Origin of the sequence: Nocardia acididurans, assembly GCF_016741815.1 — a bacterium.
Taxonomy (GTDB): Bacteria; Actinomycetota; Actinomycetes; order Mycobacteriales; family Mycobacteriaceae; genus Nocardia; species Nocardia acididurans.
In genome coordinates this window covers 117,111-143,331 of the sequence record NZ_JAERRJ010000006.1, presented here as the reverse complement: position 1 = coordinate 143,331, position 26,221 = coordinate 117,111, and the positions used below count along the sequence as shown (strand labels likewise).

Here is a 26,221-nt window from a genome sequence, read left to right as displayed (position 1 = left end):
CCTTCCCCACCATCGGCGACCTTCACCATCAACCTACGGTACCGTAGGTTACTCAGGAGGTAAGTCCGTGTCCGACCTTGTGCGGCCACCCGACGCGGTGGCGAACGTTGTTGAATCAGTCCGCGACGAACTCGCGCTCATCAAGCCCCGGATGCGCGGGTGGATTCATACGTGGGCCGTGGGCGTGGCGGCTATCGCGGGGATCGTGCTCGTGGCGGTGGCCTCGACCGTGTCGGCGACAGCCGGGTGGTCGACGGCGGTGTACGCGCTCACCGTGTGCGGGGTGTTCGGGATCAGCGCCACCTATCACCGGGTGAACTGGAAGACCGATCGGGCGCGGATGTGGATGAAGCGGGCCGATCACTCGATGATCTTCCTGTTCATCGCGGGCAGCTATACGCCGTTCGCGCTGCTCGGGGTGCGGGGTGGCGCGGGGACGGTGCTGCTGGCCGTGGTGTGGGCCGGGGCGCTGGCCGGGGTGACGCTGAAGATGTTGTGGCCCACCGCGCCTCGCTGGCTGGGGGTGCCGCTGTACCTGCTGCTGGGGTGGGCCATCGTGCCGGTGGCGGGGACGCTCATCGACAACACGGGGTGGGGGCCGGTGCTGCTTCTGCTGGCCGGGGGGATCGCCTACAGCGTGGGCGGGATTCTGTACGCGAGTCGCTGGCCGGACCCGTGGCCGGAGACCTTCGGGCATCACGAGTTCTTCCATGCCGCCACCGTTGTCGCGGCGCTGTGCCACTACATCGCGGTGTGGCTCGTCGTCCTCGGCTGAGACGAGCAATTACTCACTAAACGTGCAATTACGCGGGAAAGATCTCTAGAGTCGGCTGCAAGTTCAGTTCGATCCCCGAGGCGCACAACCGCAATGACAGCACCGACCGTCGCGACCACGACGCCCTTGCCGACGCGCGGGGTGGCGCAGCGGTGATCAGCGCGTGCATCCTGTGGGCGCTGCGGGCGCGGGTCGGTCTGGCCGCCGTCGTCATGGCGTGCAATATCGGCGGCCTCGGCGTCATCACCACCGAACTGTTCCTCAGCGGATTCTTCGGGCGGCTCGGCTCCGACTGGGTGTCGGTGTTCGTGCAGGTCGCCATCTATCCCGCCATCGGCGCGCTGGCCGGCATCGTGCTGGCGGTGCGCGATCGCGGGCATTATTTCGGCTGGCTGGAACAGCATCGCGCCCCGACCGAGGCGGAGGCACGGCGGCTCACCCATCTGCCATTGGCGATCGCCGTTCGCGCCCTTGCCATCTGGGGGCCGGGCGTGATCATCACGGCGGCGGTGTTCGCGCACAACACGCCCGAGCGGGACTTCGCGGTGGTGCTGGCCATGTTCACGCTCGGCGGGCTGGAGTCGGCGGGGCTCACCTATCTGATCGTGGACCGGCTCATCAAACCGACCGTTCCCGTCGTCGCGGAGGTGCTCGGCGGCGCGACGCACTGGAGTTCCACCGTGCTGGTGCGGGTGCTCGTCACCTTCGCGGTGGCGGGCGCGGTGCCGCTGTTCATGCTCATCACCGTGCTGGCCGATCCGTCGTCGGAGGCCACCGACCGCATCTGGACGGGCATCTACCTGGCCGTGGTCGGACTGTCGGCGGGCGTGGTCGCCACCGCCGCGCTGGCCCGCGCCATCGCCACCCCCATGCACACCCTGCGCGACGCCCTCGACCGCATCGCCCGCGGCGACCTGGACGTGAGCGTCCCCATCGGCAGCACCAGCGAGATCGGCCGCCTCGAACACTCGGTGAACGAGATGGTCACCAATCTGCAGGAGCGCGAACGCATGCGGACCGTCTTCGGCCGCCACGTCGGGGCCGAGGTCGCCGAACGGGCACTGGCGGGCGGGGCCAATCTGACCGGCGACCTGCGGGTGGTCACCGCACTGTTCGTGGATGTCACCGGATCCGTGGCCCTGTCCACCGAACTCGCGCCGCACGACTTCGTGGCCAAACTCAACCGGCTGCTGTCCACCGTGGTCGCCGCCACCGAGGACAACCACGGCCTGGTCAACAAATTCGAGGGCGATGCGGCGCTGTGCATCTTCGGCGCGCCGATCGCGTTGGCGGACAACGCGACTCCCGCCCTGGTGGCCGCCCGCCGCATCCGCGACGCGGTGGCCGCCGCGGGCGAACTCGATGTCGGCATCGGCCTGGCGCGCGGCCTGGTCTTCGCCGGTGACGTCGGCGCGGACACCCGCCTGGAATTCACCGTCATCGGCGACGCCGTCAACGAGGCGGCGCGGCTCACCACCGAGGCCAAACAGGTGCCGCGCCGGATCCTGGCCAGTCAGGCCGTCATCGACGCCGCCTGCGAGTCCGAGCGCAGCAACTGGCTGCCGCACGACACCCTCCACCTCCGGGGCCGCCGGGAACCGACTCCGACGTGGACCGATGCCCCGACCCCCGCAGCAACCCGCCGCAACGGCACCGCCGCGCCGGCCGCGGCACCCCCTCCGGTCGCAACCCCGGTCCCCGACGCCGCCGACCGCTGACCATCAACTGATCATCCGCCGGAAGTCGTAGGGTCGACGGGGCAGAGCAGGCAACGTACACATGATGCGGACTGTAGGACCGCACCCGCCGCCCGGCAACGAAATATCCGCCCGCCCTCAGGGGTGCGTAGTACCGCAGGATCAGGGTCGACTGCTACTCGAGGGGGATCCGCGGCGGGCGGGCGCGGAGCAAGCTCAGGGTATGACCGAGCTCGGCGCCCGCATCATGCCCCACCGCGCACCGGCCACCCCCGGGGTGGCATCGAATCACAGCCGACCACAAGCGATTTCGGTCGCCTTCCTCGCCATCATCGTGGCCCTGCTGGCAGGCGTCTGCGAAACCCTCATGCGACTGGCCGCCCTGCTCGAACAACCCGACGTCCAGGTCGGCCCACTGCTCCCCGGGCTCGCCGTGCGCGTGGCGATCTACACGGCGGTCTATCTCATCGCCGTGCGCATGACCGCCGGAGCAGGCTGGGCGCGCACGGTCCTCGTCCTCGGGCTCGGCATCATCGGACTGGCCTCGCTGCTGATCGAACCCGTCACCGCCGTGGTCGACGCCGACTCGCTCGCCGCGCTCACCGACGGCGTGACACCCGGGTCGGTCGTGATCGGCTTCTTCCGCGCCGTGCATGTAGTGGCGGTGCTGGTGGCCGTACCCGCGATGCTCAGCGCCCGAAACTACTTCCGGCGCTGAGCATCACCACTCAGCTCCCCGGAACCCGCAGGGCGGCTTGCACTTCCGCGCCGGTGGTGACCGGGAGGTCACACACCGAACCGCGGCAGATGTAGGCGGCGGCCCGGCCGCCGACGGTCGGGCGGTCCGCCAACAGCGGGGCGGTTTCGGGGGCACCACGCAGGACCACCGCGCCACCGGGAGCTGATCGCCTTGCCGCATAGACCAATTCGGCGGCGTCGTCCGACTCTGCGCTGTTCGGCTCGGCCGTATCGCTGACGACCGCTACCTGGATCGGGCCGCGCAGGGCCGCCTCGGCGACGGCGAGCCACTGCCCGGCCGAACGCGGGGCGCGGGCCAGGATCACAGCGCCGCGGTTCAGGGTCGCGTCGGCCAGCCCGCGGTAGCGGAGCGCACGATCCGGGTCACTGAGCGCTGACGCGGTGAGCAGGGCCTCGGCCAGGGCGGACGCACCGGCCGGGGTCGCACCGTCCATCGGGTCGCGGGGACGCGCCACCAGGGTTTCCGCGTCGTCGGCGGTGTCGAACCAGCTGCCGGGGACCTCCGGATCGGCGAAATGCGCGATGGCCGCGTCGAGGATCCGCTGTGCGTGCCCGAGCCAGTCGGCGCTGGAGTCCACCTGGTAGAGCGCGAGCAAAGCCGTTGTGAGCCAGGCGTAGTCCTCGAGCACGCCGGGTGACGCACCGGCCACCCCGCCGAGCGAAGCACGCAGCACCCGATCTCCGACGACATGCGCTTCCAGCAGGAACCGGGCACACTCGACGGCCGCGTCGATCGCACGCCGGTCCGAATCGGCGGCACCCGCCTCGACCAGGGCGGTGACGGCCATGCCGTTCCAGGCGGTGATCACCTTGTCGTCGCGTTCGGGCTGCGGGCGGAAGTCGCGGGCCTCGCGCAGCACCGTGCGAATGCGGTCCAGGCGCTCGGCGTCGGCGGGGGTATCGCCCTCGCGCCTGCCGGGATCGGTGTACCGGGTCAGCACCGAGGTGCCGTGCTCGAAGGTTCCGGCCGTGGTCACACCGAAAACCTCTGCGGCCCAAGCACCGTCGATCGCGCCGAGCACACCGTTCAGTTCCGCGGGCGTCCACACGTAGGTCGCGCCCTCGACACCCGGCGCACCGGGCTCCACATGGGTGTCGGCATCCAGCGCGGAGGCGAACGCCCCCTCCGCCGTCCGCAGATCCGCCAGCAGGAACTCCACCGTCTCCCGAGTCACCCTGCGCGCCAGCGCATCCGAGAACCCGGCCACCTGCTGCCGCCGCGCCAGATGCGCGTACACCCGCAGCAGCTGCGCATTGTCGTACAGCATCTTCTCGAAGTGCGGCACCACCCACGCCGCATCCACCGAATACCGCGCGAACCCACCCCGCAGCTGGTCATAGATCCCACCCCGCGCCATGGCATCCGCCGTGATCGAAACCACCTGCAGCGCAACCTCGTTCCCGGTGCGCTCATACCCCCGCAACAGCCCTTCCAGCAGCGCGGACGGCGGGAACTTGGGCGCGCCCCCGAACCCACCGTGCTCATGATCGACATCCCGCAACACCGCGGCCACCGCGTGATCCAACAGCTCGGCGCTGATGGTCACATCACTGTCCGGCAGCCCGCCCGCCTGATCCCGCAACGCCTGCCCCACCTGCGCAGCGGCCTGATCCACCTCCCCGCGCCGGTTGGTCCACGTCTCATTCACCGCGGTCAGCAACTGCGTGAACGACGGCATCCCGTGCCGAGGCGTCTTCGGGTAGTACGTCCCGCAGTAGAACGGCTCCCCCGCCGGCGTCAGGAAACAGGTCATGGGCCACCCACCCTGCCCCGTCATGGCGACGGTCGCGTTCATGTACACCGCATCCAGATCGGGCCGCTCCTCCCGATCCACCTTGATGCACACGAAGTTCGCGTTCATGAGCTTCGCCGTCGCCTCGTCCTCAAAGGACTCGTGCGCCATCACGTGGCACCAGTGGCAAGACGAATATCCCACCGACAGCAGAATCGGCACATCCCGCGCAGCCGCTTCAGCCAACGCCTCAGCACCCCACTGCCGCCAATCCACCGGATTGTCAGCATGCTGACGCAGATAAAGCGATGTGGCACCAGCCAATTGGTTCACACCCATCAACCTCTCATATCGAGCGCACACCGAACGGACTCCACCGGCCACACCACTGCCCAGCAAGACCAGACTTGCCAGAACGGCAGAAACCGGCCTCGCCTGGACACCCCAGAGTAGTGCGCCAGCACCTGAAGACTAGTGCGCCAGCATCTCAGACACTTGGCCGATGGCGACTTGAAACAGAGCTCCACGCGACAGTTCGAGGCATGCCGCACTCGCCCCTCGCGTCCGGGGTCAACCTCGGATTTATCGTTGCATTAGTCCGGGTTATAGGGTTAACTCGGACTAACGGTGTGGTTTTCCGGGTTAGGAGGCGTTTGTGTCGACAAAGTGGCCCGCACACGGCCGGGAGCGGCGAGCGTGGCAGCAGACGCATCGCGGCGGCACCCGGGACGATCGGATGCTGCGGGAGATCGAGGTGTCCCTGCCACCAAGAATCGCCGGGCAGTCAGTTGATGTCGATGCCGCATTGTCGACCGAATTGGAGGCGGCGGTGCGGGAGATCGCTGTACTGGACGCCGCACAGGGGGAACAGCTCGAGGCGTTGGGGTTGCTGCTACTGCGCACCGAGTCGGTGGCGTCGTCGAAGATCGAAGCCATCGACGCCGATCTCGACGACTACGCTCGCGCGCTACACGGCATTCGGAGCAACCCTTCGGCGGTGGCGATGGCCGCCGCAACAGACGCGCTGGACGCACTGATTGGCTCCGCCTCCCGCGAGCGCCGGGTCACCGTGCCGAATTTCCTTGCCGCGCACCGCATTCTCATGGCCGGTGACAAATACGAACACATGTACGCAGGGCGCTTCCGGGACATGCAGAACTGGATCGGCGGCAGCGACCATTCGCCGCGTGGTGCGCTCTACATTCCGCCACCGCCGGACACCGTGGCCGAATACATGGCCGATCTGGAGACGTTCGTCAACCGGAGCGATCTGTCGGCGCTCGCGCAAGCGGCGGTCGCGCACGCGCAGTTCGAGTCGATCCACCCGTTCACCGACGGCAACGGCCGAATCGGGCGGGCGCTCATCAACAGCGTGCTGCGGTTGCGTGGCGTAACCACAGTTGTTGTGGTTCCGCTCGCGTCGGCGCTGGTAGCCCGCCGCGACCGCTACTTCGAGCTGCTCACGCTCTACCGCACAGGTGACGTGCGACCTCTCATCTCGGATTTCGCGCGATGCGCGGCGATCGCGGCGGCCCAGTCACGCACGACAGCCGAGCGGCTGCGCGACGAGATCCCTCGCGAGTGGCGCGACCTGCTCGGCGGCGTGCGCGCCGGCAGCGCCGCCGCCGCTCTACTCGGACACTTACCTGCCCACCCGATCCTGTCCGCCAAGGAGGCGGAAGCCCTGACAAATGCTTCTCGCAGCAGCGTTTTCGCAGCAATCGACCGCCTGGCCGAAGCCGGCGTACTACGGCCGCTCACCGACCGGAAACGCAACCAGATCTGGGGCGCCGGCGCAGTCCTCGACGAACTCGACGACCTCGGCGTCCGCATCGCCGACGCGGCTCGCCCAATGTGATCCCCTGCGGGCGCGTCAACCGACCACCCTGATCGACGTTCGCCCGCCTTCCCGTCGCCGCGAGCGACATCGACGCCTGGCCTACGCCGATCGCGGGCGGGCCGAGCCGCTGGTTTCGTCGAGAAAGGCCGCGATGGCGGCGATGGCGGCGCGGCCCTCGGGCAGGACCTCGCCGAAGAGTTGGAAGACATGGGCCTGAAAGGCCCACAGCTCCAGGCGAACCGGCACTCCGGCGGCGGCGAGGTGGTCTGCCATGGCTTCGTTGGCGGCGCGGATCGGCTCGTCACGGCCCAGCTGCAGCAGCACCGGCGGCAGGCCGGCCGGGTCGATCCGCAGGGGACACAGCACGGGCGGTATCGGGCCGCCCGCCCGGACCCGGCGCGCGGCGCGCCGGGCGAAAGGCACCGAGAAGAGGGGATCCTGCCGCGCCCAGCGCCTGCGCGGCAACTCCATATCGAGCCAGCCGGATTGCGCGGCCACGGCGGTGGGCAGCGGCAGTCCGGCCGAGCGCGCGCCCGCCACGGTGGCGAACATGAGGTTCGAGCCCGCGGAGTCACCGGAGACCGCCAGCCGCCCGGGCGCATAGCCGGTCGCGGCCCAGCGGTAGACAGTCAGGCAGTCGGCGATCATGGTGTCCACGTCGGTGAACGGCGGATGCCGGTAGTCGAACAGCAGAACCTCCGCGTCGGCGGCCGCCGAGAGCCGCAGCGCGAACTCCCGGTAGAGCTTCGCGGTGCCGAAAACGAAACCGCCGCCGTGGAAGTGCAGGATCGTGCGCTCAGGCGCGGTCACCGTGGCGGCACGAACCCGCAGCACCGGAACCCCCGCCACATCCAGACGACGTGCGGTGTCGCGCATCGCCCGCCCGTGCACCAGCAGCGCGACGCTCGCTCCGGCGTCGAGCACCCGGTCGAGCGCGCGAGCTCCACGCGGCCCGCAGGGCCAGACCGCGGCCAGTGGCCGGAGGGTGCACCGCAGTAATCCCGCGATGAGGTACGACTGCCAGCTCGTCCGAGCGAATTCGATGACCTGCGGCGTCGACGCGGTAGCGGGCACCGGGGATTCCACCATTCGTCTGCTCCTTCGCAGAGCCTGTGGGACGGATCAGGCCGGCCATCCGACAATCTCAGCCGGACAGGACTTCGCGGGCGCCGCCACCGATTGCGGTGATGCGGGCGTCGCACCGGTCGCGTTCGACCCCACTCTCGCGCATGGACCCCACGCCGTCGCGCAACCGCACCGGCGCGTCGCCTTCGGTGATGCCGTACGGGCCGCTGCGGCGCGGTCTCGGTATCACACCACGGTCCAATCCCGTGCCATACCAAGGTATTACGAGGGTCGAGAAGTTCGCGGATAGCTTCGCCGCATGACGACATCCGGTCTGGTCCCCGCATCCTCTTCACGGCCGCCGCGGCGCGGGGGCGACGGTGATTACGCTCGCCTGCTGCGCCGGATCTCCGATGCGGGACTGATGGATCGGCGGCCCGGCTACTACACGATCCGGCTCGGCCTCGTCGGGACCGCGTTCGCGGGTGGGTGGGCGGCGTTCCTCGTTGTCGGCGACTCGTGGTGGACGCTGCTGGTGGCGGCGTTCCTGGCGGTGGCGTTCGCGCAGGTGGCGCTGGTTATGCATGATGTCGCGCATCGGCAGGTGTTCCGGTTGCGACGACCGACGGAGCTGGTGGGGCGGATCGTGGGGAATGCGGGGATCGGGCTGGGGTACGGGTGGTGGCAGGACAAGCACACGCGGCATCACGCCAATCCGAATCACGAGGAGCTCGATCCCGATGTCGCGCCGGACATTCTGGTGTGGTCGCAGCGGCAGGCGCGGGACAGTCGGGGGCTGCCGCGGCTGATCGGCCGGGCGCAGGCGTATCTGTTCTTTCCGCTGCTGCTGTTGGAGGGGTTGAACCTGCATGTGGCCGGGCTGCGTGCAGTACGGAATCGATCGATCAAGCATCGCGGGCTCGAGTGCGCGCTGCTGCTCGGGCACTTCGCGGTCTATCTGATCGCGGTGTTCGCGGTGCTGTCGCCGGACAAGGCGCTCGCCTTCCTCGCGGTCCATCAGGGGCTGTTCGGCCTGTACATGGGCTGCATCTTCGCGCCCAATCACAAGGGCATGCCGACCCTGACCGGGGACGAACGCCCCGATTACCTGCGCCGCCAGGTGCTGACCTCCCGGAACGTGCGGGGCGGCGTGCTCACCGACCTGGCGCTGGGCGGACTCAACTATCAGATCGAGCATCACCTGTTCCCGAGCATGCCGACCCCGCATCTGCGCCGCGCCCAGGTGATCGTCCGCGACTACTGCACCGAAATCGGTGTGCCGTACCACGAAACCGGGCTGCTCTCCTCCTACCGTGAGGCCCTCCGGCATATGCATCACGTCGGCGCGCCGCTGCGCTCCGATCGCCCGTGAAGCCGTCCGCCTCAACGGAAGTCGTCGCGCCGGCCGATCCAGTCCAGATGCCACAGGTCCTCACTGGTCAAGGCCCGCATGCGGGTTGCCGCGGTCGTGAAATGGTCGCGCGCGTGCACCGCGGTCACCGACAGCGACCAGGGGGCCAGCGCCGTGGTGAACATGAGTTCACACCACGGCAGGGCGGGGGAAGCACCGGCCGAAAGCGTTTCCAGCAGCGCCAGTTCGGTGTCGTGGCCGCGCCAGGCGGCATACAGCCAGGCGTGATCGAGGCGGCCCAGGAATTCGATCGCGTCCTCGGGAATGCCCGGCGGCGCGTCGACCGCCAGGTGCACGACCGCCGAAATCGCGTGCCGCAACCGAGGATCGGAGTGCGTGGCCTCGCGCAGCAGCCCTTCCATCGCGTCCCGCAACGCGGCGATGGGATCCAGGCGCGTCTCGTCGAACTGTGCTGTACCCATACGCCGATGCTGCGCGTCGGCGGCGGCGCGCACCTCATCCACCGCGGATGAGATCGGTGATTCCGCTGGTCGCCGCCGCGCCGTGCGGGCCGTGGGGCGATAGGCTGGAACCGTGCGGTTTCCGGTGGCGGCGATCGTTGTTCTGTTGGAGGAGTCCGGACGGATGGATCGGCGGAACGCGGGAATCAGTCGTCGCAGCCTGCTGATCGCGACCGGGGCCTCGATCACGCTCTCCGCGGTGACCCGCCCGGCTCCGACCGGCCGGATCACCAGAAACGTGAACGCCTACACGCCCGGTGCCGACCAGTGCGCGGAGCGCGCGGACCTGGCCGAACGAGCGATCGTGCAGCGCCACGTGCGGACCCTGTGGGGAATGCGGGACGCCCGGCTGGGCCGGCTCACCTGGCCGTCCTCCCTGCTGGACAGATCCTTCGTGAAATGGTGCTACTGGTGGCAGGCCCAACTGCTCGACTGCGCGGTGGACGCCGCCCATCGCGGCCGCGATCAGGACCGCGTCGACCGGGTGGCCGCCGTGGCACTGGGCATTCGGTCCCGCAATCTCACCGGCTGGACCAACCGCTACTACGACGATATGGCCTGGCTGGCACTGGCACTCGAACGCGCCGACCGGCTGCTCGGCATCCGGTTCGGCACCGCCGCCGCCGACCTGCGGACCACCCTGCTCGACGGATGGAACCCGGTCGTCGGCGCGGTGCCCTGGCGATTCGGCGACGACTACTACAACGCCCCCTCGATCGGCCCGACCGGAATCGCCATGGCGCGCACCGGCGAACCGGCCCGCGCCCGGCAACTGGCCGACTTCCTGCACACCCGCCTGCGCGACCCCGACAGCGGGCTGATCCTCGACGGCGTCCGCGAGCCCGGCGGGCAGGTGGATCGCACCGTCCTGACCTACTGCCAGGGTGTGGCCATCGGCCTGGAAACCGAATTGGCCACGCGCACCGGGGAATCGGTGCATCACGAGCGTGCCGTCGCACTCGTCGAGGCGACCGCGCGGCGGCTCACCGCCGCGGGCGTGATCGCCGCGGGCGGCGCGGACGATTCCGGGCTGTTCATGGGCATTCTCGCGCGCTACCTCGCCGAAGCCGCACTGGCCCTGGGCGACCGCACCGCCGCCGGAATCGTGCACGCCTCCGCGCGGGCGGCCTGGGACAACCGGGCGGAGGTGAACGGGCTGCCACTGTTCGGCATGGACTGGAGTCGCCCGGTCACCGTCCCCAGCCGGTCGAACCCGCTCACCCAGGTCACCCCGTTCGCGGTGACGGACAATCTGAGCCGCGATCTGTCGGTGCAGCTGAGCGGGTGGATGCTGCTCGAAGCGGACTACCGGCTCACCGCCGCCGGACTGTGAGCCGGTAATCCGGCGCCGTCAGGGCAGGGAGTTGAACAGTCCCGCACCGACCCGCTGCGCGTCGTTGCAGGGCTCGCCGTAATCGGTGGCCACGCGCGTGTTGCGGACCGTGAAGACGATGCTGCCCGTCGCGGACGGCGTCGCGATATGGCAGCCCACCTTGTGGGAGTCCGCGACCGAGCGGAACAGGGCGAACTGGCGACCGTAGTACTCGCTGCGGCGCAGGTCGGTGTAGGTGCCGGGTTCCAGGACGGTGTCCATGGAGTCGCCGGAGGCCACGATGATCAGTTCGAAGGTGCGGTCGGTGGACTGCCATTTGCATGACGGGTAGGTCGACGGGGAGACGCGCGCCTCGGTGGAAAGGTCCAAACCCGCTGCGGACAGGGCGGATTCGGACAGGGTGCACGGATCCCAGGAGCCGCCGGACGGGGAGTTCACCGTCGTGGCGGACGGCGTGCCGGCGGGCGTGCCGGGCGCCTGGGTGTCGGCGCGCGTGGGTTCCGGGGTTTCGGCGCGCGGCGGGGCCGTGGTGGCGTCGTCGCCCCGGACCGTGGTGGATACGACGGCTGAGGCTGTCGCCGAAGCGGTTCCGTTCGCGGCGGGGGTGTCGTTCGGGGAGTTGGCGGTGCAGCCCGCGAGGGCCACCGTCGCGCCGCCCAGTACCGCCGCGATGCGGAACGCGGTGGTGAACCTCGACCGGGTGCCCCGGGCACGGGACTCGTGCGTAGGTGTCATGCTCGGCGATACCTCCAGCTAGACGGCCCGAAAGCGCTCTCCCGGAACCGGATTCATCTCTTCTCGCGCGCTGGACATCAAGGTATGGCGCGGGCCGGGCGCACACCATCGGATGAATGCCCTATTCGGCGACCGGCGACCGCGCGCAGTGACCTGCGTCACGCGATGTCACGGGGATCGCACCCCGCGTGTCTCGAGGCCGAACATCGAATAAGGAGCACCTCATGAACATCGCCCTCTGGATCGTCACCGGACTGCTGGCCACCGTCGCGCTCGTCAGCGGAAACATCAAGGCGATCACGCCGAAGGCGAAACTGGCGGAGGCGCCGGGCGGTCGGTGGACTGCCACGGCCGGTGTGGGAACCGTCAAAGCCCTTGGCGGCCTGGAGATCCTGGCCGCACTCGGCCTGATCCTGCCCGCCGTGCTCGACATCGCGCCCGTCCTGGTCCCGGTGACCGCGGTCTGCTGGATACTGCTGATGATCGGCGCCATGGTCGTCCACGTCCGCGACGGCGAGTACAAGGTCATCACCGCGAATGTGGTCTACCTGGCGATGGCGGCCTTCGTGGTGTGGGGCCGGTTCGTCCTCGAACCCTTCGGCGCCTGACCGCGGCGACCACCCCGGCCCGACCCGCTAGCCTGGCTGAGCATTTCCGCCAGGCTAGAGGAGTACGGCCAGACCATGAACAGCACAGCCGACAACCCGGCGACCGAGATCTTCCTCGCGCACCGCAACCTGCTGTTCACCGTCGCCTACGAAATGCTCGGCTCGGCCGCCGATGCCGAGGACGTGCTGCAGGAGACCTGGTTGCGGTGGGCGGACGTCGATCTCGGCCAGGTGCGGGACCAGCGCGCGTACCTGGTCCGGATCACCAGCCGGCAGGCGCTCAACCGGCTGCGAACCCTGAAGCAGCGCAAGGAATCCTATGTCGGACCCTGGCTGCCGGAACCGCTGATCACCGGCCCGGACGTGGCCGAGGACGTGGTGCTCGCGGAGAGCATGTCGACCGCGCTCATGCTCGTGCTGGAAACGCTGTCGCCGACCGAGCGGGCCGTGTTCGTGCTCCGCGAGGTCTTCGACGTCAGCTATGACGAGATCGCCGCCGCCGTCGACAAAGCGCCCGCGACCGTGCGTCAGATCGCGCACCGGGCGCGCGGCTACGTCGAGGCCCGCCGCCCGCGCTCGGTGGTGTCCCCGAATCAGGCGCGGGCGGCGCTGGAATCGTTTCAGCGGGCCCTGGAAACCGGTGACCCGCAAGGCCTGTTGAACGTGCTGGCCCCCGATGTCGTCCTGCTCACCGACGGCGGCGGCATCAAGACGGCGGCGCTGCGGCCGATCATCGGCATCGAGCGGGTGCTGCGGAATCTGCTCATCGGCTTCGGCAAGATCGGGGCCACGCTCGGCATCGAACCGGCGCAGGTCAACGGGAATCCGGCGCTGATCCTGCGGTGGGACAACGAGGTCGGCGTCCTGTCCTTCCGGATGGAGAACGAACGCATCAGCGGGCTGTACTTCGTCCGCAACCCGGAGAAGCTGACCCTCCTCGGCACGGAGACCGTGGTCAGCCTGCGGTGAGCGCATCCCGCTCACCGCTCGCCGATTCTCCGGAATCGAGGGGGTGTGCGAGCATGTCGCGATGGCTGGTGGAATCCATTTGTGGCCGGTCGTCGACCTGGCCGACCTGCTCGACGTCCTCGACCTCGGTGACGTCGGGCCGGGACGATTCCGGGCGCGGAACGTGACCTCGACACTGCCGACCACGCTGGGCAGTCAGACGCTCGCGCAGGCGGTGGTGGCCGCGGAGCGGACGGTGCCGCATATGGCGGTGCAGTCGCTGCACGGAGTGTTCCCGCGCGGCGGATACGCCGATCGCGAGGTCGACGTGCGGGTCGAGGTCGTGCAGTCGGGGCGGGCGCTGGCGACCGTGCAGGTGTCGTTCCGGCAGGAGGGACGCGAGCACGCGCGGGTGCTGGCCATGCTCAGCGTCGACGAACCCGACTTCCTCGCACACGGTGCGGCGATACCGGCGGAGGTGCCCGGACCGGAGGAGTGCGCGGAACTGCCGTGCGCCCTGCTGCCCTGGGAGGTGCGCACTCTCGGCGGGGCCGACGCGGTGGCACTCGATCTCGCGGCGCCGCCCGCGCTGGATGTGTGGATGCGCTGCGACAAAGCGCCCGACCTGCCGGGCATCTCCCGGGCGCTGCTGGCGCACGGCAGCGAGGGATTCCTCGGCCCGACGGCCATGCGCCCCTACCCGCAGGACGAGATCGATCGACGCGGCGGGCGCGGACCGTCGGCCATGCTCGCGCAGACCATCACCTTCCACCGGCCGTTCACCATGCACGACTGGCTGCTGCTGCGCTGCGAGAGCCCGTACGCGGGCGGCGGCCGGATGTTCACCCGCATCCAGATATTCACGCGCACCGGCGAATTGGTGGCCTCGGTGGACGCTCAGGGCGTGATGCGCGCCGCCACCCGCTGACGTCAGCGGGTGCGCGTCCTGCTCGATCGAGCGCGACGGCTGCCGCCCGCTAGCCGACGGTCGCGGCCGCCGGGACCCGCCAGATCGTGCTGCGCAGGTCCCGGCCCCGGATCACCTGGATCCGCCACGGCTCCAGTTTCAGGATGTGCAGCTTCGGATCCTCGATCCCGGACCAGAAGTTGCCCAGCGGATATCCCGCGCCGGCGGGACTGGTCCGCTGGTAGAGATCCCACACGTGCCGTCGGATTGCCAAGTCTTCCAAAGGAATCCAGTCGGCGGTGGCGTCGACGTGCACCGAATTGTTGCGCCGGTTCCAGTAGGTGAAGTTGGTGTGCGGGTTACCCGCCAGGTGCGCCTCCTTCAACGACTGCGAGGTCCGCCAGATCCTGGACCGCGTCGCCGACAAATGGTCGCTGCTGGTGATCGCCTACCTGGAGGAGCGCACCCTGCGCTTCAGCGAACTCAAAGCCACGATCGACGGCGTCAGCCAGCGCATGCTCAGCCGCACCCTGCGCCAACTGGAACGCGACGGCCTCGTCACCCGCACGGTCTACCCGACCGTCCCCCCGCGCGTCGACTACGCCCTGACCCCCTGGGCGCGAGCCTGCACACGGGAGTACGGCACCGCGCCCGGTACCGCAAATCCGCATCCGAGGTTCTGCTCGCGGGCACTTCGATAGGGTGAGGGTCACCAGCCGTCGGCCCGGCTCATTCGGATCCGGTCACCGGCGCGATCGGCGGGAAGTGTTCACATGACCTCTGCACGACAGACCACCCTCCGCCAGGAGTTGAGCGAGTTCGGCGCGGCGCGGGCCGCCGAGAAGGCCGCCTGCGAGAAGCAGAATGCCCTGGCAGCCCATACTGTCGCAGGTCACGCCCTCGACGCCGCCGACTGTGCGCGACTGCTCCAGATGCTCGGCCTGGACGCCGAGGGCCGGGCGGTGCCGTAGCCGGCTACGGTTCCAGGTCGGTCACCCCGCGGCCGGTCGCGACGTCGAACGGGACGGATACCTGGTCGTGGGAGATCAGCCAGGTGCCGTCGATCCGGCGCAGGCCGTAGGTGACCCGCACCCACATGCCCGGAATCACCGCGCCCGCGGTGGTGGTGCCGGACAGGCGTGCGAAACCGTGGCCGAAGGCGACGTCGTCGCCGATGGTGAAACCGAGGTCACGGAGCTCGTAGCCGACGGTGTCGAAGAGGTCGAAGACGCGCGCCCAGTTCGCGAGTTTCGCCGCCACTCCGACATGGTGGAGCGGCGGTTCGACATCGAAGGAGATCACATCCTTCGTGTACGCCTGCTCGATGACGGCGAGATCCTTGGCATGCAGACCCTCGAGGATCTTGCCGATACAGTCGCGAATCTGAATGTCATTGGATGCGTTCATGATCCGGCCCTTCAGGAATTGACGAGGGTGGCGTTGCGCAGCGGGGCGAGCGCGGCGCTCCAGGCGACCTGCGGGCCGTTGCGGTTGGGGCGGGTGCTGCCGAGAATGATGCCGATCTTGATCATGGGCGGAACTCCTGCTCTGCTGAGGATGTCTCGCCCTGTCCGACGACACAGCCGCACGAATTGTCAGACCTGACATTTCGGGTCGCTGCGTCGTCGAAGCAGGAAAGGACGCGCCGACCGAGGAGCCGAACCCATGACCGATCCGGAACTGCGCGCGGTGATCAGCGAACGCCGGCAGCTGACGAAACTCGCGTATCGACTGCTCGGCTCGCTCGCCGAAGCCGAGGACGTGGTGCAGGAGACCTACGCGCGCTGGTACGGACTCACCGAACGACAGCGGCAGGCGGTGCGAACACCCGGCGCGTGGCTGACCACGGTCGCCGGACGCATCTGCCTGGACCTGCTCGGCTCGGCGCGCGCCCGGCGGGAACACTATGTGGGCGAATGGATTCCGGAACCGCTCCCCGACGGACCCGAATGGTTCGGCGGCCAGGCCCCCGCCGATCCCGCCGACCGGGTGACCCTCGACGAGTCGATCAGCATGGCCTTCCTCGTCGTCCTGGACTCCATGACACCCGCCGAACGGGTGGCATTCGTCCTGCACGACGTCTACCGCTACTCCTTCACCGAGATCGCCGACGTGGTGGGCCGCACCCCCGCCGCCTGCCGCCAGCTCGCCTCCAGCGCACGCCGCCGCGTAGACACCTCACACCGCCCGTCGAGCGCGACGCGCGCTGAACTGGTGGGGAAGTTCAAACATGCCTGGGAGACAAGCGATATCGGCGCGCTCATCGAACTGCTCGACCCCGACGCCATCGCGACCGCCGACAGCGGCGGCCTCGCCCCCGCCTTCCTCGACCCGATCATCGGCGGTCCGCAGATCGCACACACCTGGATGCAGATCGCAGCCCGCGGCACGAAGGTCACCCTGCGGGAGCGGACCGTGAACGGCCAGCCCGGCCTGGTCGCCGAACTCGACGGCGTCACCGTCTCGGTCTACGCCTTCGATATCGCGCAGGACCGCATCACCCGCATCTGGGTGATGCGCAATCCGGAGAAGCTCCGCCCGTGGGCCGCCGAGTGAACCGCGATCACCCCGCCGGGCAGGCTGTTTCGAGAGTGGTGAGGGTCGGCAGCAGATAGCGGATGCGGGTGTCGATCTCGGCCGCGGTGGCCTGGAAGGCGGGGTAGGCGTCCGCACCCGGGGTGTTCGGCGCGGCCGGATCCGGAATGCTCCAGTGGACCTGGCGGGGACCGTCACCGAAGTCGGGGCAGACCTCACGGGCCTTGTCGCACAGCGTGATCACGATATCGAAGCGATGCCCGGCGAGGAGGTCGAGCGGGCGTGGGATTCGATCGGCGATGTCGATGTCGTACTCGTCGCGCAGCACGCGCACGGTGTCGGCGTGCGTCTGCGGCATCGGGTGGGTGCCGGCGCTGAATACCTCGACGCGGCCGCCGGTGCGACGGCGCAGCAGGGATTCGGCGATCACCGAGCGGGCGCTGTTGCCGGTGCAGACGAACAGCACCGCCGGGGCGGAGGGGAGATCGAATCCCCGGGGGGCGAGCTCCAGACCGAGCGCGGGATGCAGGGTGGTGCCCGCTCCGGCGATCATCTCGGCGCTGCGGGCCAGATCCAGGTGGTAGTAGCTGTCCCGGCGATCGTGACTGCTGCGCGAGGTGGTCACCAGACCGCCGTCGCGCAGCAGGCGCAGATGATAGGAGACCAGGTTCTGCGGTTCGTTCACGCGGGTCACCAACTCGCGCACGCGGTAGTCACCGCCCGACAGTTCGGTCAGCAACCGCCAGCGCAGGGGGTGGGCGGCCAGGTGCACGAAGGGTGGCACCGCCCGACGATGTGACGCCATGGCCCGACGCTACGCCGGTCAGGCGGCGGTGGTGTGGCCGATGATGATGTTGCCGAACGAGTTTCGGGCGTAGATCTGGACGGTGTCGGCGGCGTGCGGGCCGACGGCGGCCAGCTGGTTCCGCACGCTGCCGTACTGCGTATCGGCTTCCAGGCGGGTGGCGCTGGCGGGGTGGATGCCGACCTCCAGCTCGCCCATGGAGGTTTCGAGGCGCAGGACGCCGCGCGCCGCCTCGCCGATGCGGATGTCGCCCTTGGAGGTTTTCGCGGTGACCGAACCGGCCGGGGTGTCGAGAATGATGTCGCCGGCGGCGATCTCCAGTTCGCAATCGCCGAGTTCCCCCAGGCCGAGCAGACGGCCCATGGCGGCGGTGGCCTTCAGGAGCGAGCCGGCGGGCACCTCGACGAGCACCTCGATCGAGGACTTCGCGCCGAAGGGGGCGAAGGCGCGCCAGTTCCGCGGCGTCCGCACGGTCAGGACACCGGCCGTGAAATCGACCTGGACCTGCTGGGCGGCGCGCACATCCTCCTTGCGGGCGGGATCGGACGGGCGGACCCACACGACGGTATCGGTGCGCTGCGAGGCGACGACCTGAACGCAGGCCGAGGGGACATCGACGGTGACGGCGATCGGCTGCGGGGTCTGGAAAGTGTTCACGATGGGCTCCTTCGAGGATGTGTCCGGTTCGACTGGAACCACGGTCGCGGGCCGCGCTGACACCGGCCCGTCATCGGCCTGACGTGGCCGCCACCGCGGCGGTGGCCGTGACAGCGACATGACAGGCCGGTGTCAGCACGGTCGCCGACAGTCGGTGCCATGAACAACACGGCAATCGCGGTCTCCGGACTGCGCAAGACATACGGGGACAAGGTCGTGCTCGACGGCATCGACCTGGAAGTCCCCGCGGGAACCATCTTCTCGCTGCTCGGGCCCAACGGCGCGGGCAAGACCACCACGGTGAACGTGCTGACCACACTGATCAAGGCCGACAGCGGATCGGTGCGGGTCGCCGGGCACGACATCGGTTCCGAGGCCAAGGCGGTGCGCGCCTCGATCGGAGTCACCGGACAGTTCGCCGCGGTCGACGAACTGCTGACCGGACAGGAGAACCTGCAGTTGATGGTGGACCTGAAGGGGTTCTCCGCCGCCGACGGCAAGCGGACCATCGCGGAACTGCTGGAACGCTTCGAACTGACCGAGGCCGCGGGCAAGCCGGCCTCGACCTACTCCGGCGGTATGCGGCGCAAGCTCGATCTGGCCATGACGCTCGTCGGCAGTCCGAAGGTCATCTTCCTGGACGAGCCGACCACCGGACTGGATCCGCGCAGCCGCCGCACCATGTGGTCGATCATCAGCGATCTCGTGGCCGACGGCGTGACCATCTTCCTCACCACGCAGTACCTCGAAGAGGCCGATCAGCTCGCCGACCGGATCGCCGTGCTCGACGGCGGCCGAATCGTCGCACAGGGCACCGCCGACGAACTCAAGCGAATGATCCCGGGCACGCATGTGCGGCTGCGGTTCACCGGCTCCGCACAGCTCGCGGCCGCCGCCGCACTGTTCCCCGAATCCACCCCGGACGAGGAAGCCCTCACCCTGCGGGTCCCCAGCGACGCGGGCACGAAATCGCTGCGCGCCCTGCTGGATCGGCTCGACGAGCACGATCTCGCCGCCGGAGAATTCTCCGTCCACACCCCCGACCTCGACGACGTCTTCCTCGCCCTCACGGGCCGCACCACGGAGGTGGCAGCGTAATGAACGCCCAGAACCATTCCCTCGTCATGCTGCGCCGCAACTTCAAACACATTGCGCGCAACCCCACTTCGGTCTTCAACGCGGTGCTGATGCCCATCATCATCATGCTGATGTTCGTGTACATGTTCGGCGACGCCTTCGATGTCGGCGTCGACTACATCGACTACGCCACACCGGGTTTGATCCTGCTGGCCGTCTGCTACGGACTGGGGGCCACCGCCACGGCGGTGAACTCGGACATGCTCAACGGCATCATCAGCCGGTTCAAGGTCATGGACGTCTCTCGCGGCGCGGTGCTGACCGGACATGTCATCGCCACCGTGCTCACCAACCTGATCGCGGTCGCCGCGCTCACCGGGGTGGCCTTCCTGCTGGGCTTCAGCCCGCAGGCGAATGCCGCCGAATGGCTGGGCGTGATCGGCATGGTCGTACTGCTCGGCTTCGCGGCCGCCTGGCTGACCATCGCCCTCGGCCTGGCGGCCAAGTCGCCGGAGACCGCGGGGCTGGCGTCGGTGCCGCTGGTCATGCTGCCCTTCTTCAGCAGCGCCATCGTCCCGGCGGACAAGATGGGTCCGGGCCTGAAGCAGTTCGCGGAGTACCAGCCGTTCACGCCGATCATCGAAACCATGCGCGGACTGCTCAACGGCACGCCCGCGGCGGGCGACGCCATCGTGGCGGTGGCCTGGTGCCTCGCCATCGCGGTGGCCGGATTCCTGTGGGCCCGCGCCACTTTCAACAAGCGAGCGTGACCGTCACCAGCTCCTGCCAGTCCGTGTCCGCCGCACCCTGAATCGCCTCGGTGAACCCCTTGTCACCGAGGCGATTTCGCGTTTCCCGCTCGATGCGGACCTCGTCCGGATGACTGCGATCCGGCAGACCGCGCACCGTGGCGCTCGCCGCGAGGAGCCGGGCGGCCTGCTCGTAGCGCTCCTCCCGCAGTGCCAGATCGGCAGTGCCGATGAGGATTTGCGCGATCAGCGGCACATGACCGGACTCGACGGCCGCCCGGAAGGCCGCGACGCGATGCTCGCGGGCCGTGCCGAGATCCTCGGCGAGATAACCGAGCAGATCCCCCGCCGTCGCACGGATGATCGGACGCTCCGCCTCCGGGCCCAGAATGGTTGCGGCAGTGTCGAGTTGGGATCGCACCTGCGCGGCGTCACCACGCCAGCGCGCCAGCTCCGCCAGCGACAGCGCCAATTCGGCCAGCACATTCGGCCATGCGACCCGGGCCGCGATCCGCTGCGCCTCCGCCACGGCGGCCGCACTCGACTCCGCATCGCCCAGCAGCCAGTACAGCTGGGCCTGGCGCGACCGCATTCCCACCGCGTCCTCGAATGCGCCGACCTCGGTGACCGCGGCGATAGCCTGCTCGTAATACGCACAGGCAGCGGCGAATTCGCCGCGCATGGCAATGCGATTCGCCAGCTCGGTGAGCGCGAACGACAGCCCCCACCGCTCGCCGACCACCCGGAACTCCGCCACCGACGTCTCCAGATGGGCATCGGCCTCCTGCCCGTCGCGGCCGAGCTGGATCAGCGTCTTGCCGAGCTGCAGCCGGCCCAGCGCGCGCACCCAGGGGTCCTCGTCCGCCAGCAGCGCCTCCCAGGCGGGCAGGAAGGCGTCCGGCCCGCGCAGCATGCTCTCCAACGGCGCGATGATCTTCAGCACCGGATGCCTGCTCTGCGCGCGCAGGCTCAGCTCGTACGCCTTCCGAATCCATTCCGCCGCATCGAACTGATCGCTCTGCCGCCCCGCCGTCACGAACTGAATCACGAAGGCGTACACCAGCGCCCGGCTCTCATCGGACACCTCGCCCGGCAGCGCGGCGGCCGCCATGACCAGCTCGTCGCCCTCGGCCTTGCGCCCGGCCAGCCACCAGTACCAGCCGGCGGCCGCGGCCAGCCGCATCGCGCCCGCCGCCTCCCGCGCGGCCAGCGCCCCGCGCATGGCGGCGGCGATATTGTCGTGCTCGGTCTCCATGGTGGCGAGCCATTCCAGCTGCTCGGCCCGCCGCAGATGCGGGTCGGCGGTCTCGGCCAACTCGGTGAAGTACGCCAGATGCGCGAGCCGCGCCGAATCCGCTTCCCCCGCTTCGACAAGCCGCCGCTGCGCGTACTCGCGGATGGTGCCGAGCAGCCGATAGCGCGGCTCCCCCTCCCCCTCCGTGACCACCAGCGACTTCTCCGACAGCGCGGTCAGCAGATCGAGCACCTCCCACGCCTCGACGGAGACAGCCGCAGCGGGTGCCGCGACCGGCGTAGCGCCCACGCCTGACGCAGCGGCCACGCCTGAACCAGCACCCACGTCTGGCCCGGCGGCCACAGTCGAACCAGCACCCACGCCCATGCCGTTGGCAACGCCCCGCCCACCGGCCGCGGCCGACTCGACGGACGTGCCGGGTCCCGGTCCCGCGCCGGGCGCAGCGCCCGCAGCGAGCCCCGCTCCCGCGCACACGCGTTCGGCCGCCTCCAGGCTCGCGCCACCGGCGAATACCGAGAGGCGTTGCAGTACAGCGCGTTCGGTGTCGGTGAGTAGTTCCCAGCTCCAGTCGACCACCGCGCGCAGGGTGCGATGCCGGGGCAGTGCGGTGCGGCTGCCGCCGGTCAGGAGGCGGAAGCGGTCGTCGAGGCCCTTGGCGAGCTGATCCAGGGTCATGGTGCGCAGGCGGGCCGCCGCGAGTTCGATGGCCAGCGGCATGCCGTCCAGTGCGCGGCAGACCCGCGCCAGGGTCGCCGAGGTGTGCGCGTCCGTCGCGAGATCCTTGCGCACGGCGGCGGCCCGGTCGCGCAGCAGGTGCACCGCCGGGGCGGATTCGATATCGGCGGGGTCGGCGTCCTCCCTGGGCAGCGCCAAAGGCGCTACCGGCCACAGGGTTTCGCCGGTGATGTTGAAGGGCTCGCGGCTCGTCGCCAGGATCCGCACCCGGCGGCACTCACCGAGCACCCGGTGGGCGAAGGTGGCCGCCGACTCGATCACATGCTCGCAGTTGTCCAGGATCAGCAGCACCGAGCGCTCCCGCAGCGCGCTGACGACCCGGTCCGTCGAATCGGCGTCCGAGGCCTCGCCGAGCAGGGCGTCACGGAGTTTGAGCGCGGCCAGCGTCGCCTGTGCCACATCGCCTTCCGGGCCGAGGGCCGCGAGTTCCACCAGCCACGCCCCGTCCGGCAGATCGCCGACCAGCGTGCGCGCGGTCTCCGTGGCGAGCCGGGTCTTGCCCGAACCGCCCGGACCGATCAGCGTGGTGAGCCGATGGTCGGCGATGAGCTCCCGCACCACCGCGATATCGGCGTCCTTACCCACGAAACTGGTGAGCTCGGCCCGCAGATTGGTCTTGCGGTTCTCCTCACGCCGGCCCAGCTCACCGCGCAGCAGGGCGACGTGCAGCGCCGACAGCTCCGGGGACGGGTCCACGCCCAGCTCATCGGCGAGGGTTTCGCGGATGCGCTCGTACGCCTTCAGCGCCTCGGTATCGCGGCCGGTGGCCACCAGCGCCCGCATCAGCGCGCCCACCAGGCGCTCCCGCATCGGATGCGCCGCAACCAGATCGGTGAGTTCGGTGACCACGTCCGCGGCGTGACCCAGGTTCACCTCCGCGTCGAAGCGGTCCTCCATGGCGGTCAGGCGCAGCCCGTCGAGCCGGGTGACCGCGGCCTCGAAGGCTTCGCTGTCCTGCAGGCCGACATCCTGCATGGCCGCGCCCCGCCACAGGCCCAGCGCCTCGCGCAGCCGTCGCGGATCCTCGTCGCCGCGCGCCTGCGCGACCAGCCGTTCGAAGCGCACGGCGTCGACATCCTCGGGGTCCACCCGCAGCCGGTAGCCGTCCGCCTGGCCTTCGATCACCCCGGCGGGCAGGGTTTTGCGCAGCCGGGACACCAGGCGCTGCAGGGCGTTCGCCGCGTCGGCGGGCGGATTCTCACCCCAGATCCAATCCACCAGCGTGGCCCTGGGGACGGCGCGGCCCGGTTCGAGCGCCAGCGCGGTCAGCAGCCCGCGCAACCGCGCGCCCGGCACGTCGGCGAAAGCACCGTCGGCCGTGCGTATCTCGAATGGTCCCAGAATCCCGATCTGCACCCGTTGATCCTGCCATGGAGCTGGACAGACGTCCGGTGTCAGTGGCGTGACAGGGGGATGTCAGGCCCGGCGGCGACCGTGGACGAGACAGCCCGCCAGGAAAGGAAACACGATGAGCCAGACCGTCCCCGTCCCGCATGGCCTGCCCATGGACCGCAATGCCGGCCCCTTCGACCCGCCCCGCGAGATCACCGCGCTGCGCGACATCCGACCGGTCAGCCCGCTGCACTTCCCCGACGGCCACGAGGGCTGGCTCGTCACCGGCTACGAGGCCGTCCGGCAGCTCATGGCCGACACCCGATTCAGTTCGCGCGGCGACCTCGGCGTCATGCACGTGCCCTACGAGACCCCCGGCATGCCGCCCGCCACCGAACCGTCCCCACAGATCCCGGGCCTGTTCATCTCGATGGACGCCCCGGATCAGACGCGCTTGCGGCGCAAGCTCATCGGAGCCTTCACGGTCCGGCGGATGAAGCAGCTCGAGGACCACATCATCGACATCACCGAACGGCGACTGGACGCCATGGCCGCGCTCACGCCGCCGGTGGACCTGGTCGAGGAGTTCGCGCTGCCGGTGCCCTCCCTGGTGATCTGCGAACTGCTCGGCGTGCCCTACGCCGATCGCGAGACCTTCCAGGTCAATTCGGCCAAGTTCCTGGTCAAGGATCAATCGCTGGACGAGAAGATGGCCGCGTTCGGAGCCATGTTCAGCTACCTCGCCGGACTGGTCACCGGCAAGCGCGCCGAACCCGGCGAGGACATCCTCTCGGACCTGGCCCGCGACGAGGACCTCAGCATCGAGGAACTCACCGGCATCGCCTTCCTGCTGCTACTCGCCGGGCACGAGACCACCGCGAACATGCTGGCGCTGGGCACCTTCGCCCTGCTGGAGCATCCGGAGCAGCTGGCCGCGCTGCGCGCCGACCCGGAACTCGCGCCCGACGCGGTCGAGGAACTCATGCGATACCTGTCCGTCGCCGACATCTTCTACCGCTACGCCACCGAGGACATCGAACTCTGCGGTGAAACCATCACCAAGGGCTCGACCGTCGTCATCTCACTGCTGGCCGCCAACCGGGATCCGCAGCGCTTCGACAACCCCGACACCCTGGACATCCGCCGGAAAGCCCGGGGCCACACCAGCTTCGGGCACGGCCCGCACCAGTGCCTCGGCCAGCAGCTGGCCCGCATCGAGATGCGCGCCGGATTCGCCGGACTGCTGCGCCGGTTCCCCACCCTCGAACTCGCGGTCCCCGCGGGCGAAGTCCGGCTGCGCACCGATATGAACATCTACGGCGTGCACGAGCTGCCGGTGACCTGGACGGAGACGAACCGATGAGCACCCGCCTCGTGGTGGATCGGGAGCGCTGCATCGGCGCGGGCATGTGCGCGCTGCTCGCGCCGGACGTCTTCGATCAGGACGAGGACGACGGGCAGGTGCTGCTGCTCGACCCCACCGCACCTGCCGACCGGTCGGATCTACGGGAAGCGGTGGCCGCCTGCCCTTCCGGAGCGATCACATTCCGGCCGTAACCAACGATATTCATCCGGTGAACCGCTGACATCAGCATCGTGCCGCTCGTCCCACGACGAGCGGCACAGCTGTTTCACCAGGCAGTTCACCGTGTCAGCAGACCTGTCAGCGTGATGTCAGTGCCACGACAGCGGCCCCGGCGAAAGTAATTCTCATGAGCAGCACAGCAATCGCCGCCCCGGGAAATGCCTTCGGGGACACCATGATCCTCGACAGCATCGACCTCGCCACGGGTGTCGCGCGATTCCTGCGCGGTGACCACGTCTTCGCCCAGCTGATCCGCTTCGCCCTGGTCGGCGGCTCCAGCAATATCGCCTACGTGCTGCTGTTCACGACCATGACGGCCTTCGGACCGCTGAGCGCGAACATCGCCGGGTCCATCGTCAGCACGGTCATCGCCAATGAACTGCACCGCCGCCTCACCTTCAACGCCGCCGGCAAGGTCGGCTGGTTCAAGGCCCAGTGGGAGGGCGGCGCGCTGGCCCTGATCGGCATGCTGATCACCACGGCAGCCCTGGCCGGACTGGAATTCTGGGCTCCCGGCCTGGGCGCGATCGAGCAGGCGGCCGCGATGATCGCCCTCATGGCGGCGGTCGGCGGCGCACGGTTCCTGCTGCTGCGCGGCTTCGTCTTCTGAGTAGTCGATTGCTCCTGACGCGGACCCGGCGGGATGGGACGCTTCAGGAGCTTCGCATCCCGACGAGAGGGGACCCCATGGCCGGAATCCGCATCCGCCACGTCAAACTGCCGGTCACCGACCTGCCGCGCAGCGTCACCTGGTACCGAGACCTCCTCGGACTCGACCTCGCCGCCGAATTCAGCGAGGCGGGCGCACTGCGCGGGGCGCAGCTCATGCACCCCTCCGGCTGGGGAATCGCACTGCGGGAACGCGAACACTGCGCGAGCAAACCCGATCTCACCGGATTCGACGCCTTCGCTTTCGAACTCGACTCGGTGGACGAACTCCACGCCCTCGCCGCGCGCGCCGCCGAACTCGGCTACGAGCACACCGAGGTCGTGGACCGCGGTGCGTACGGCGCGTTCCTGGACGTCGTCGACCCGGACGGCACCGTGGTGCGATTCCTCGCCCACAACCCGCTGCACGCGGGCCGGTTCGTCGGCGTGGACTCCGACAGTTCCGGCGGCTTCACCCTCTACGACACCCCGAAACTCGGCAGCCGGACGTCGTGCGTGGTCGGGGAGTCCGACACCGGCGAACAGTGAACTCCGAGAGGGGAGTTCGCCG

General features: G+C 69.3%; 28 protein-coding genes. 18 read left to right on the top strand and 10 right to left on the bottom strand.

Features of this window, described 5'->3' with window-relative positions:
- Positions 1-67: 67 nt before the first annotated feature.
- The 3 genes from trhA to JK358_RS16550 all read left to right on the top strand — a co-directional run bounded on the left by trhA (position 68) and on the right by JK358_RS16550 (position 3,190).
- Positions 68-775 (top strand): PAQR family membrane homeostasis protein TrhA, encoded by a 708-nt coding sequence (trhA, locus tag JK358_RS16560; RefSeq protein ID WP_372440678.1) that lies wholly within the window; start codon positions 68-70, stop codon positions 773-775.
- Between the two features lie 152 nt (positions 776-927).
- Positions 928-2,493, top strand: a complete 1,566-nt coding sequence (locus tag JK358_RS16555; RefSeq protein ID WP_307817560.1) for an adenylate/guanylate cyclase domain-containing protein — start codon at positions 928-930, stop codon at positions 2,491-2,493.
- A 202-nt stretch (positions 2,494-2,695) separates the two neighbouring features.
- Positions 2,696-3,190: a hypothetical protein gene (locus JK358_RS16550; protein ID WP_201948598.1), complete on the top strand. Its 495-nt coding sequence runs from the start codon at positions 2,696-2,698 to the stop codon at positions 3,188-3,190.
- A gap of 10 nt (positions 3,191-3,200) precedes the next feature.
- On the opposite strand, the gene JK358_RS16545 is transcribed toward JK358_RS16550, so the two are convergent.
- Complete coding sequence (locus JK358_RS16545; protein WP_201948597.1) at positions 3,201-5,303, bottom strand: thioredoxin domain-containing protein; 2,103 nt, start codon at positions 5,301-5,303, stop codon at positions 3,201-3,203.
- 316 nt (positions 5,304-5,619) lie between these two features.
- Between JK358_RS16545 and JK358_RS16540 the strand changes: the two genes are divergently transcribed.
- Positions 5,620-6,822 (top strand): Fic family protein, encoded by a 1,203-nt coding sequence (locus JK358_RS16540; protein WP_201948596.1) that lies wholly within the window; start codon positions 5,620-5,622, stop codon positions 6,820-6,822.
- 81 nt (positions 6,823-6,903) lie between these two features.
- Here the strand turns inward: JK358_RS16540 and JK358_RS16535 are convergent, their stop codons facing one another.
- On the bottom strand, positions 6,904-7,893 hold the full coding sequence (locus JK358_RS16535) for an alpha/beta hydrolase (protein ID WP_201948595.1): 990 nt from the start codon (positions 7,891-7,893) through the stop codon (positions 6,904-6,906).
- Positions 7,894-7,948: 55 nt separating this feature from the next.
- The gene (locus JK358_RS16530; RefSeq protein WP_201948594.1) at positions 7,949-8,119 is read right to left on the bottom strand and encodes a hypothetical protein; all 171 of its coding nucleotides are present in this window, start codon (positions 8,117-8,119) and stop codon (positions 7,949-7,951) included.
- Between the two features lie 69 nt (positions 8,120-8,188).
- Here JK358_RS16530 and JK358_RS16525 point away from each other — a divergent pair, with 69 nt between their 5' ends.
- On the top strand, positions 8,189-9,241 hold the full coding sequence (locus JK358_RS16525; RefSeq protein ID WP_201948593.1) for a fatty acid desaturase family protein: 1,053 nt from the start codon (positions 8,189-8,191) through the stop codon (positions 9,239-9,241).
- Positions 9,242-9,252: 11 nt separating this feature from the next.
- Here the strand turns inward: JK358_RS16525 and JK358_RS16520 are convergent, their stop codons facing one another.
- Complete coding sequence (locus tag JK358_RS16520) at positions 9,253-9,702, bottom strand: hypothetical protein (RefSeq protein ID WP_201948592.1); 450 nt, start codon at positions 9,700-9,702, stop codon at positions 9,253-9,255.
- 163 nt (positions 9,703-9,865) lie between these two features.
- On the opposite strand from JK358_RS16520, the gene JK358_RS16515 reads away from it, so the two are divergent.
- Entirely contained in the window at positions 9,866-11,074 is a 1,209-nt protein-coding gene (locus JK358_RS16515) for a glycoside hydrolase family 76 protein (RefSeq protein ID WP_201948591.1), read from the top strand.
- An 18-nt stretch (positions 11,075-11,092) separates the two neighbouring features.
- Here JK358_RS16515 and JK358_RS16510 read toward each other — a convergent pair whose 3' ends face one another.
- Positions 11,093-11,809: a DUF3558 family protein gene (locus tag JK358_RS16510; protein WP_201948590.1), complete on the bottom strand. Its 717-nt coding sequence runs from the start codon at positions 11,807-11,809 to the stop codon at positions 11,093-11,095.
- Positions 11,810-12,033: 224 nt separating this feature from the next.
- Between JK358_RS16510 and JK358_RS16505 the strand changes: the two genes are divergently transcribed.
- From JK358_RS16505 to JK358_RS16495, 3 genes are all read left to right on the top strand, one after another.
- A complete protein-coding gene (locus tag JK358_RS16505; RefSeq protein WP_201948589.1) occupies positions 12,034-12,417 on the top strand; it encodes a DoxX family protein in 384 nt (127 codons plus the stop codon).
- Positions 12,418-12,492: 75 nt separating this feature from the next.
- Positions 12,493-13,386, top strand: coding sequence for an RNA polymerase sigma-70 factor (locus JK358_RS16500; protein ID WP_201948588.1), 894 nt, complete (start codon positions 12,493-12,495; stop codon positions 13,384-13,386).
- A gap of 61 nt (positions 13,387-13,447) precedes the next feature.
- On the top strand, positions 13,448-14,293 hold the full coding sequence (locus tag JK358_RS16495) for an acyl-CoA thioesterase (protein ID WP_201948587.1): 846 nt from the start codon (positions 13,448-13,450) through the stop codon (positions 14,291-14,293).
- Between the two features lie 49 nt (positions 14,294-14,342).
- On the opposite strand, the gene JK358_RS16490 is transcribed toward JK358_RS16495, so the two are convergent.
- Positions 14,343-14,657, bottom strand: coding sequence for a pyridoxamine 5'-phosphate oxidase family protein (locus JK358_RS16490; RefSeq protein WP_201948976.1), 315 nt, complete (start codon positions 14,655-14,657; stop codon positions 14,343-14,345).
- On the opposite strand from JK358_RS16490, the gene JK358_RS16485 reads away from it, so the two are divergent.
- Entirely contained in the window at positions 14,623-14,973 is a 351-nt protein-coding gene (locus JK358_RS16485) for a winged helix-turn-helix transcriptional regulator (protein WP_307817558.1), read from the top strand. The two genes, JK358_RS16490 and JK358_RS16485, sit on opposite strands and share 35 nt — an antisense overlap.
- A gap of 72 nt (positions 14,974-15,045) precedes the next feature.
- Positions 15,046-15,243: a hypothetical protein gene (locus tag JK358_RS16480; RefSeq protein ID WP_201948585.1), complete on the top strand. Its 198-nt coding sequence runs from the start codon at positions 15,046-15,048 to the stop codon at positions 15,241-15,243.
- 4 nt (positions 15,244-15,247) lie between these two features.
- Here the strand turns inward: JK358_RS16480 and JK358_RS16475 are convergent, their stop codons facing one another.
- Positions 15,248-15,679 (bottom strand): YybH family protein, encoded by a 432-nt coding sequence (locus JK358_RS16475; protein ID WP_201948584.1) that lies wholly within the window; start codon positions 15,677-15,679, stop codon positions 15,248-15,250.
- A gap of 258 nt (positions 15,680-15,937) precedes the next feature.
- On the opposite strand from JK358_RS16475, the gene sigJ reads away from it, so the two are divergent.
- Complete coding sequence (gene sigJ, locus JK358_RS16470; RefSeq protein ID WP_201948583.1) at positions 15,938-16,828, top strand: RNA polymerase sigma factor SigJ; 891 nt, start codon at positions 15,938-15,940, stop codon at positions 16,826-16,828.
- Positions 16,829-16,835: 7 nt separating this feature from the next.
- Here the strand turns inward: sigJ and JK358_RS16465 are convergent, their stop codons facing one another.
- Both JK358_RS16465 and JK358_RS40360 read right to left on the bottom strand, forming a co-directional pair.
- Positions 16,836-17,612 (bottom strand): arsenate reductase/protein-tyrosine-phosphatase family protein, encoded by a 777-nt coding sequence (locus tag JK358_RS16465; protein ID WP_201948582.1) that lies wholly within the window; start codon positions 17,610-17,612, stop codon positions 16,836-16,838.
- 18 nt (positions 17,613-17,630) lie between these two features.
- Positions 17,631-18,269, bottom strand: a complete 639-nt coding sequence (locus JK358_RS40360; protein ID WP_201948581.1) for a DUF4097 family beta strand repeat-containing protein — start codon at positions 18,267-18,269, stop codon at positions 17,631-17,633.
- Positions 18,270-18,428: 159 nt separating this feature from the next.
- Here JK358_RS40360 and JK358_RS16455 point away from each other — a divergent pair, with 159 nt between their 5' ends.
- Complete coding sequence (locus tag JK358_RS16455) at positions 18,429-19,367, top strand: ATP-binding cassette domain-containing protein (protein WP_201948580.1); 939 nt, start codon at positions 18,429-18,431, stop codon at positions 19,365-19,367.
- Positions 19,367-20,116 carry an ABC transporter permease gene (locus tag JK358_RS16450; RefSeq protein ID WP_232851400.1) on the top strand — a complete coding sequence of 250 codons (750 nt, stop codon included), beginning with the start codon at positions 19,367-19,369 and terminating at the stop codon, positions 20,114-20,116. Before JK358_RS16455 ends, JK358_RS16450 begins: the two co-directional genes overlap by 1 nt.
- On the opposite strand, the gene JK358_RS39285 is transcribed toward JK358_RS16450, so the two are convergent.
- Entirely contained in the window at positions 20,100-23,441 is a 3,342-nt protein-coding gene (locus JK358_RS39285) for an AfsR/SARP family transcriptional regulator (protein WP_307817556.1), read from the bottom strand. The genes JK358_RS16450 and JK358_RS39285 overlap by 17 nt on opposite strands.
- Before the next feature lie 112 nt (positions 23,442-23,553).
- Between JK358_RS39285 and JK358_RS16440 the strand changes: the two genes are divergently transcribed.
- From JK358_RS16440 to JK358_RS16425, 4 genes are all read left to right on the top strand, one after another.
- The gene (locus tag JK358_RS16440; RefSeq protein WP_201948579.1) at positions 23,554-24,780 is read left to right on the top strand and encodes a cytochrome P450; all 1,227 of its coding nucleotides are present in this window, start codon (positions 23,554-23,556) and stop codon (positions 24,778-24,780) included.
- Complete coding sequence (locus JK358_RS16435; RefSeq protein ID WP_201948578.1) at positions 24,777-24,974, top strand: ferredoxin; 198 nt, start codon at positions 24,777-24,779, stop codon at positions 24,972-24,974. Before JK358_RS16440 ends, JK358_RS16435 begins: the two co-directional genes overlap by 4 nt.
- 155 nt (positions 24,975-25,129) lie before the next feature.
- Positions 25,130-25,612 (top strand): GtrA family protein, encoded by a 483-nt coding sequence (locus JK358_RS16430; protein WP_201948577.1) that lies wholly within the window; start codon positions 25,130-25,132, stop codon positions 25,610-25,612.
- Between the two features lie 77 nt (positions 25,613-25,689).
- A complete protein-coding gene (locus JK358_RS16425) occupies positions 25,690-26,199 on the top strand; it encodes a VOC family protein (RefSeq protein ID WP_201948576.1) in 510 nt (169 codons plus the stop codon).
- Positions 26,200-26,221: the final 22 nt, after the last annotated feature.

Excerpts from the sequence above, each read along its gene's own strand:
- JK358_RS16430 (WP_201948577.1), top strand. The coding sequence starts at position 25,130 with ATGAGCAGCACAGCAATCGCCGCCCCGGGAAATGCCTTCGGGGACACC.
- JK358_RS16545 (WP_201948597.1), bottom strand. The coding sequence starts at position 5,303 with ATGGGTGTGAACCAATTGGCTGGTGCCACATCGCTTTATCTGCGTCAG.
- sigJ (WP_201948583.1), top strand. The coding sequence starts at position 15,938 with ATGACCGATCCGGAACTGCGCGCGGTGATCAGCGAACGCCGGCAGCTG.
- JK358_RS16425 (WP_201948576.1), top strand. The coding sequence starts at position 25,690 with ATGGCCGGAATCCGCATCCGCCACGTCAAACTGCCGGTCACCGACCTG.
- JK358_RS16440 (WP_201948579.1), top strand. The coding sequence starts at position 23,554 with ATGAGCCAGACCGTCCCCGTCCCGCATGGCCTGCCCATGGACCGCAAT.
- JK358_RS16475 (WP_201948584.1), bottom strand. The coding sequence starts at position 15,679 with ATGAACGCATCCAATGACATTCAGATTCGCGACTGTATCGGCAAGATC.
- JK358_RS16480 (WP_201948585.1), top strand. The coding sequence starts at position 15,046 with ATGACCTCTGCACGACAGACCACCCTCCGCCAGGAGTTGAGCGAGTTC.
- JK358_RS16450 (WP_232851400.1), top strand. The coding sequence starts at position 19,367 with ATGAACGCCCAGAACCATTCCCTCGTCATGCTGCGCCGCAACTTCAAA.
- JK358_RS16495 (WP_201948587.1), top strand. The coding sequence starts at position 13,448 with ATGGCTGGTGGAATCCATTTGTGGCCGGTCGTCGACCTGGCCGACCTG.
- JK358_RS16510 (WP_201948590.1), bottom strand. The coding sequence starts at position 11,809 with ATGACACCTACGCACGAGTCCCGTGCCCGGGGCACCCGGTCGAGGTTC.
- JK358_RS16435 (WP_201948578.1), top strand. The coding sequence starts at position 24,777 with ATGAGCACCCGCCTCGTGGTGGATCGGGAGCGCTGCATCGGCGCGGGC.
- JK358_RS16465 (WP_201948582.1), bottom strand. The coding sequence starts at position 17,612 with ATGGCGTCACATCGTCGGGCGGTGCCACCCTTCGTGCACCTGGCCGCC.
- JK358_RS16505 (WP_201948589.1), top strand. The coding sequence starts at position 12,034 with ATGAACATCGCCCTCTGGATCGTCACCGGACTGCTGGCCACCGTCGCG.
- JK358_RS16515 (WP_201948591.1), top strand. The coding sequence starts at position 9,866 with ATGGATCGGCGGAACGCGGGAATCAGTCGTCGCAGCCTGCTGATCGCG.
- JK358_RS16455 (WP_201948580.1), top strand. The coding sequence starts at position 18,429 with ATGAACAACACGGCAATCGCGGTCTCCGGACTGCGCAAGACATACGGG.
- JK358_RS16535 (WP_201948595.1), bottom strand. The coding sequence starts at position 7,893 with ATGGTGGAATCCCCGGTGCCCGCTACCGCGTCGACGCCGCAGGTCATC.
- JK358_RS16550 (WP_201948598.1), top strand. The coding sequence starts at position 2,696 with ATGACCGAGCTCGGCGCCCGCATCATGCCCCACCGCGCACCGGCCACC.
- JK358_RS16500 (WP_201948588.1), top strand. The coding sequence starts at position 12,493 with ATGAACAGCACAGCCGACAACCCGGCGACCGAGATCTTCCTCGCGCAC.
- JK358_RS16525 (WP_201948593.1), top strand. The coding sequence starts at position 8,189 with ATGACGACATCCGGTCTGGTCCCCGCATCCTCTTCACGGCCGCCGCGG.
- JK358_RS16520 (WP_201948592.1), bottom strand. The coding sequence starts at position 9,702 with ATGGGTACAGCACAGTTCGACGAGACGCGCCTGGATCCCATCGCCGCG.